This window comes from Actinomadura soli, assembly GCF_005889715.1.
GTDB lineage: Bacteria > Actinomycetota > Actinomycetes > Streptosporangiales > Streptosporangiaceae > Spirillospora > Spirillospora soli.
In genome coordinates, this window is record NZ_VCKW01000520.1 from 1 (window position 1) to 2,156 (window position 2,156).

At 69.7% G+C, this 2,156-nt stretch carries 1 protein-coding gene; it reads left to right on the forward strand.

What is annotated here, in order from left to right; translation table 11 throughout:
- Positions 1-221: 221 nt before the first annotated feature.
- Entirely contained in the window at positions 222-2,057 is a 1,836-nt protein-coding gene (locus ETD83_RS41450) for an acyl-CoA dehydrogenase (RefSeq protein ID WP_138650705.1), read from the forward strand.
- The last annotated feature ends 99 nt before the right edge of the window (positions 2,058-2,156 follow it).

Consider the following 2,156-nt stretch of genomic DNA (forward strand, 5'->3'; position numbering starts at 1 on the left):
CGGGGTGGTCCGCGCTCGCGGTGTGATCGTCCACACGATCTTCCCACCGAACCCCCGCGGGCCAAGTGGCGCTCGCCGTTTGATTGGCGGATGGGTGGGGGCCGGAGGACGGGGGGTGTTCCGTAGCGGTTACCAGCGGGTAGCATGAGGGTGGGTTACTGACCAGTAAACGCAGCGGGACCGGTGCCGCCGGGGGTCCGCAGGACGAGACGGAGGCTCGGATGGGGCACTACAAGAGCAACCTCCGCGACCTGGAGTTCAACCTCTTCGAGGTGTTCAGGCGCCAGGACCTTCTCGGCTCCGGCCCGTACGAGGACTTCGACGAGGACACCGCCCGCAGCGTCCTCGACGAGGTCGCCAGGCTGGCCGAGGGCCCGATCGCCGAGTCCTTCGAGGACGCCGACCGCCACCCGCCGGTGTTCGACCCCGCCACCGGCGCCGTCGCCATGCCGGACGGTTTCAAGAAGTCCTTCAAGGCGTGGATGGACGCCGAGTGGTACCGGCTCGACCTCGTGCCCGAGCTCGGCGGCAGCCGCGCCCCGCGCTCCCTGATCTGGGCGGTCGCCGAGCAGGTGCTCGGCGCGAACCCGGCGGTCTACATGTTCGCGTCCGGTCCCGGCTTCGCGCAGATCCTGTGGCACATCGGCACGCCGGAGCAGAAGCGGTTCGCCGAGCTGGCCCTTGAGCGGCAGTGGGGCGCCACGATGGTGCTGACCGAGCCGGACGCCGGGTCGGACGTCGGCGCGGGCCGGGCCAAGGCCGTCCAGCAGCCGGACGGCACCTGGCACATCGAGGGCGTCAAGCGCTTCATCACCTCGGCCGAGCACGACATGGCGGAGAACATCTTCCACCTGGTGCTGGCCCGTCCCGAGGGCGCGGGGCCCGGCACCAAGGGGCTGTCGATGTTCCTCGTCCCCAAGTACCTGGTCGATCTGGAGTCCGGGGAGCTGGGCGGGCGCAACGGCGTCTACGTGACGAACGTCGAGAAGAAGATGGGCCTCAAGGTCTCCACGACCTGCGAGCTGACCTTCGGCGAGAAGCAGCCCGCGGTCGGCTACCTGGTCGGCGACGTGCACGAGGGCATCAAGCAGATGTTCCTCGTCATCGAGTACGCCCGGATGATGGTCGGGACGAAGGCCATCGCCACCCTGTCGACCGGCTACCTGAACGCGCTGGAGTACGCGAAGGAGCGCGTCCAGGGTGCGGACATGACGCAGATGACCGACAAGACCGCCCCGCGCGTGACGATCACCCACCACCCGGACGTCCGGCGCAGCCTCATGACGCAGAAGGCGTACGCGGAGGGCATGCGGGCGCTGGTGCTGCTCACCTCGTCCTACCAGGACGCCGTGCAGATCGCCGAGCACGAGGGCCGCAAGGACGAGACCGCCGAGAAGGTCAACGACCTGCTGCTGCCGATCGTGAAGGGCTTCGGGTCCGAGCGGGCGTACGCGCTGCTCGGCGCCGAGTCGCTGCAGACGCTCGGCGGCTCCGGCTTCCTGCAGGACTACCCGGTCGAGCAGTACATCCGCGACTCCAAGATCGACACTCTGTACGAGGGCACCACCGCCATCCAGGGCCAGGACCTGTTCTTCCGCAAGATCCTCCGGGACAACGGCGAGGCGCTGAAGGTGCTCGCCGGGGAGATCAGGGCGTTCGCCGGCTCCGACGCCGGCAACGGGCGGCTCAAGAACGAGCGGGCCCTGCTCGGCCGGGCGCTGGACGACGTGCAGGGCATCATCGACCCGATGGTCGGCTGGGCGCTCGGCTCGATGGAGAACCCGAAGGAGCTGTACAAGGTCGGGCTCAACACGTCCCGGCTGCTGCTCGCGCTCGGCGACCTCATCGTCGGCTGGCTGCTCTGCCGCCAGGCCGAGATCGCGCTCACCGCGCTCGGCGGCGGCGACGTCTCCGGCCCGGACGAGGCGTTCTACACGGGCAAGGTCGCGGCCGCGCAGTTCTTCTGCCGGACCGTCCTGCCCCGGCTGGCGTCCGAGCGCGCCATCGCCGAGGCCACCGATCTGGACGTGATGGAGCTGCCCGAAGCGGCGTTCTGACCGTCCTCGTCCCTTTGATCGTTTCGCAGGGCGGGCCCTCGCTGGGGTGTTGGCGGGGGCCCGCCGCGTGTCGCTACTGTTGGCGCGTCCGTCCCCGCC

Bases quoted from the DNA above. Each gene is read 5' to 3' on its own strand.
- ETD83_RS41450 (WP_138650705.1), top strand. From the start codon at position 222: ATGGGGCACTACAAGAGCAACCTCCGCGACCTGGAGTTCAACCTCTTC.